Origin of the sequence: Salibaculum sp. (assembly GCF_035270045.1) — a bacterium.
Taxonomy (GTDB): domain Bacteria; phylum Pseudomonadota; class Alphaproteobacteria; order Rhodobacterales; family Rhodobacteraceae; genus Salibaculum.
This window is the reverse complement of record NZ_DATFIP010000024.1, coordinates 1-3953: the sequence shown is the minus strand read 5'-3', so window position 1 is coordinate 3953 and position 3953 is coordinate 1. Positions and strand designations below refer to the sequence as shown.

At 64.7% G+C, this 3953-nt stretch carries 7 protein-coding genes; 1 reads left to right on the top strand and 6 read right to left on the bottom strand.

Annotated features, from left to right (window positions below; all coding sequences use genetic code 11):
• A partial coding sequence (gene rplB, locus VJ897_RS04070; protein ID WP_324053503.1) for a 50S ribosomal protein L2 occupies nt 1-813 on the bottom strand: 813 nt, incomplete at its 3' end.
• 353 nt (nt 814-1166) lie between these two features.
• On the opposite strand from rplB, the gene VJ897_RS04065 reads away from it, so the two are divergent.
• The gene (locus VJ897_RS04065) at nt 1167-1517 is read left to right on the top strand and encodes a phasin family protein (RefSeq protein ID WP_324053501.1); all 351 of its coding nucleotides are present in this window, start codon (nt 1167-1169) and stop codon (nt 1515-1517) included.
• 143 nt (nt 1518-1660) lie between these two features.
• Here the strand turns inward: VJ897_RS04065 and VJ897_RS04060 are convergent, their stop codons facing one another.
• The 5 genes from VJ897_RS04060 to VJ897_RS04040 form a co-directional block, all read right to left on the bottom strand.
• Complete coding sequence (locus VJ897_RS04060) at nt 1661-1957, bottom strand: 50S ribosomal protein L23 (RefSeq protein WP_324053499.1); 297 nt, start codon at nt 1955-1957, stop codon at nt 1661-1663.
• The gene (gene rplD / locus VJ897_RS04055; protein ID WP_324053498.1) at nt 1954-2571 is read right to left on the bottom strand and encodes a 50S ribosomal protein L4; all 618 of its coding nucleotides are present in this window, start codon (nt 2569-2571) and stop codon (nt 1954-1956) included. Before rplD ends, VJ897_RS04060 begins: the two co-directional genes overlap by 4 nt.
• Nucleotides 2568-3410, bottom strand: coding sequence for a 50S ribosomal protein L3 (gene rplC, locus VJ897_RS04050; RefSeq protein ID WP_324053496.1), 843 nt, complete (start codon nt 3408-3410; stop codon nt 2568-2570). The genes rplD and rplC overlap by 4 nt, the downstream gene beginning before the upstream one ends.
• Nucleotides 3411-3423: 13 nt before the next feature.
• Nucleotides 3424-3732, bottom strand: coding sequence for a 30S ribosomal protein S10 (gene rpsJ / locus VJ897_RS04045; RefSeq protein WP_104018654.1), 309 nt, complete (start codon nt 3730-3732; stop codon nt 3424-3426).
• 80 nt (nt 3733-3812) lie between these two features.
• Nucleotides 3813-3953 (bottom strand): EF-Tu C-terminal domain-related protein (locus VJ897_RS04040; protein ID WP_527251207.1); only part of this gene is annotated, 141 nt, incomplete at its 5' end.

The window sequence follows — 3953 nt, the reverse complement described above, 5'->3', positions numbered from 1 at the left end:
GCGCAGGATGAGCTTTTGCGACGCCTTGTTCTTGTTGCGGGTGCGCATCCCCTTGGTGGGCTTGCCCCAGGGCGTGACCGGGTGACGGCCGCCCGAGGTGCGGCCTTCGCCGCCGCCGTGGGGGTGGTCGATCGGGTTCATCACGACGCCGCGCACCGAGGGACGCTTGCCGTAATGGCGCATCCGGCCCGCCTTGCCGTAATTCTGGTTCGAGTTGTCTGGATTCGACACGGCACCGACGGTGGCCATGCATTCCTGACGCACCATGCGAAGCTCGCCCGAGCTCAGCCGGATCTGCGCGTAGCCGCCATCGCGACCCACGAATTGCGCGTAGGTGCCCGCGGCACGCGCGATCTGTCCGCCCTTTCCGGGCTTCAATTCGATGTTGTGGATGATCGTGCCGATCGGCATGCCCGAGAACGGCATCGCGTTGCCGGGTTTGATGTCGGCCTTGGCCGACGCCACGACCTTGTCACCCACGGCCATGCGCTGCGGGGCGAGGATATAGGCCTGCTCGCCATCCTCGTAGCGGATGAGCGCGATGAAGGCGGTCCGGTTCGGATCGTATTCGATCCGCTCGACGGTGGCCGCCACATCGAGCTTGGTGCGCTTGAAATCGACGATCCGGTAGAGGCGTTTCGCCCCGCCCCCGCGACGTCGCGAGGTAATCCGCCCGGTGTTGTTGCGCCCGCCCGATTTCGTCAGACCCTCGGTGAGGGATTTGACGGGGCGGCCCTTGAACAGCTCCGAACGGTCGATCAGCACCAGCCCGCGCTGGCCCGGCGTCGTCGGCTTGTACGACTTGAGTGCCATGCTTTCTGTCTTCCGTTTGCAAACGCGTGCCCGAAGGCCCGCTATGTAGGGTGGGTGTCACCCACCGTGGTTATAGGGCCCCGAAGGTCCCCGGCTCTTTCGTTCTCGCGAACAACAGCGAAGCCCCGGACGAATCCGGGGCCTCGCGGATGGGGTCTGATAGGGGAGGCGACATGTAGGGTCAAGGGGGTGGGCACCGATTCCCGCGACGCGAGCGGCGGATATGCCGCCATTAGACACAGATCAAGGCCGGGGCTTCCGGTTCCATTTATCCTGCGCCCACGAAATGACATGAGAGCCACGGGATGCGCCCGCCACGGCGGTGTGGTCGGTCCGGCAATGGGAGTAAGGAAATGACCAAGTCCAAAGCGAAACCCGACCAGGACAAGCCCGAAGCCCCGGCCTTTTCTTCGGCGCTGGCCACAGGGCACCCGGCAGCGACCCTCTGGCTCGAGGTCATGGCCGAGAGTACACGCTTCCTCTCCGAGCGCGTCCGGACCGATCTCGAAATGCAACAGGCAATGTTGCGCTGTCAGAGCCCAACCGAGATGGTGCGGCTGCAATCAGAGTTCTTCCGCAAGGCGATTGATCAATACACCTCCGAGGCGCAGCGGATGTTCGAGATCATGTCCGACGTCACGGATCAGACGCTCAAGCAGACCAGGACTGGCACGAAACGCGGGTATGACGACGTTCCCCTCTGACGGCTGATCGACGTTTCTCTGCCGCACCGCGTCACCCGCCGCGCGCAGAGCCAAATGGCACCTGCCGCAAGAAAACCCCGGCCACCTCTCGGCAGCCGGGGTTCAAATTTCGGACCGTAGGGTGGGGTTTCACCCCACCATCCTTACAGACCCGTGGTCACGTCGATCGTGTTGCCCTCTTCGAGCGTCACGTAGGCCTTCTTGACGTCCTTGCGCGTGCCCTTGACGCCGCGAAAACGCTTTTGCTTGCCCTTGGTGATCGTCGTGTTCACCGCCTTCACCTTGACCCCGAAGAGCGCCTCGACGGCGTCCTTGATCTGGGGCTTGTTGGCGTCGATGGCCACCTCGAAGACGATTGCGCCGCTCTCAGACGCCATCGTCGCCTTCTCGGTGATGACCGGCTTGCGGATCACGTCGTAATGTTCTGCCTTGGCACTCATTTCAGTCGAGCCTCCAGTGCTTCGACACCCGCCTTCGTGATCACCAGGGTATCACGCTTGAGGATGTCATAGACATTCGCGCCGACGCTGGGCAGCACATCGAGACCCTCGATATTGGCCGCCGCGCGCGCGAACTCCGCGTTGACCTGCGCACCGTCGATGACCAGCGCGCGCTTCCAGCCGAGATCCTTGACCTGGCGGGCCAGCGTCTTGGTCTTGCCGTCGCTGGCCGCGTCCTCGATCACCACGAGCTCGCCAGCCTGCGCCTTGGCGCTGAGGGCGTGCCTGAGGCCAAGCTGGCGCACCTTCTTGGGCAGGTCATGCGCATGGCTGCGCGGCGTCGGGCCCTTGTAGATGCCCCCCTTGCGGAAGATCGGCGCGTTGCGGTCGCCGTGGCGGGCACCGCCGGTACCCTTCTGGCGATAGATCTTCTTGCTGGAGTAGCTGGTCTCCGACCGGGTCTTGACCTTGTGGGTCCCGGCCTGCGCCTTGTTGCGCTGCCAACGGACGACGCGGTGCAGGATGTCGGAACGGGGCTCCAGGCCGAAGATGTCTTCGCCCAGATCGACCGAGCCGGCCTTGCCGCCGTCCAGTTTGATCACGTCGAGTTTCATTCCTCGCTGTCCTTCTTCTCGGCCTCGATTTCGGCCTCGGCCTCCTTGAGCGCGGCGTCCTCGGCGGCGGCCTGCTCCTCGGCGAGGCGCTTGGCTTCGGCTTCTTCCTCGGCGGCGGCCTGGGCGGCGGCTTCCTCGGCGGCGCGGGCCGCCTCTTCAGCCGCCGATTTCAGCGCGGCGGGGAGGATGGCGCTCTCCGGGAACGGCTTCTTCACCGCATCCTTGATGGTCACCCAGCCGCCTTTCGAGCCCGGAACGGCACCCTTGATCATGATCAGGCCGCGCTCGGCATCGGTGCGCACCACCTGCAGGTTCTGCGTGGTGACGCGGGCAGCCCCCATGTGGCCGGCCATCTTCTTGCCCTTGAACACCTTTCCGGGGTCCTGGCACTGGCCGGTGGAGCCGTGGCTGCGGTGGCTGATCGAGACACCGTGCGTGGCCTCGAGCCCGCGGAAATTGTGCCGCTTCATGCCACCGGCAAAACCCTTGCCGATCGAGGTGCCCGACACGTCGACGAACTGACCCTCGAAGTAATGGTCGGCGGTGATCTCCTCGCCGACCCCGATCAGGTTCTCGGGCGCGACGCGGAATTCCGCGACGCGGCGCTTGGGCTCGACCTTGGCGGTGGCGAAGTGCCCGCGCATCGCCTGGCTCGTGCGCTTGGCCTTGGCCGCGCCGGCACCGAGCTGGACGGCCGAGTAGCCGTGTTTCTCAGGGGTGCGCTGCGCCACCACCTGAAGCTTGTCAAGTTGCAGGACAGTCACCGGCACCTGCCGCCCGTCCTCCATGAACAGCCGGGTCATCCCGACCTTTTTCGCGATCACACCAGAGCGCAACATCACCTTGCCCTCCTCAAACCGAAATCTGCACGTCCACGCCGGCCGCGAGGTCGAGCTTCATCAGCGCGTCCACGGTCTGCGGAGTGGGATCGACGATGTCGAGAAGCCGCTTGTGGGTGCGGATCTCGAACTGGTCGCGGGATTTCTTGTTCACGTGGGGGCCACGCAGAACGGTGTATTTCTCGATCTTGTTCGGCAGGGGGATCGGTCCGCGCACCTGCGCGCCGGTCCGCTTGGCGGTGTTGACGATTTCCTGCGTGCTGGCATCCAGTACGCGGTAGTCGAACGCCTTGAGCCGAATGCGAATGTTTTGGCCTTGCATTGGTCTAGCCTTTCGCGGCTTTGGAGTTGATAGGAGGAAGGCCGGACCGTCCGGCCTCCCTCGTCGAACCCTAGGGCAGATTACTCGATGATCTTGCTGACGACGCCTGCGCCGACGGTGCGGCCGCCTTCGCGGATGGCGAAGCGCAGGCCGTCTTCCATGGCGATGGGGGCGATCAGCTCGACGGCGAACTTCAGGTTGTCGCCGGGCATCACCATCTC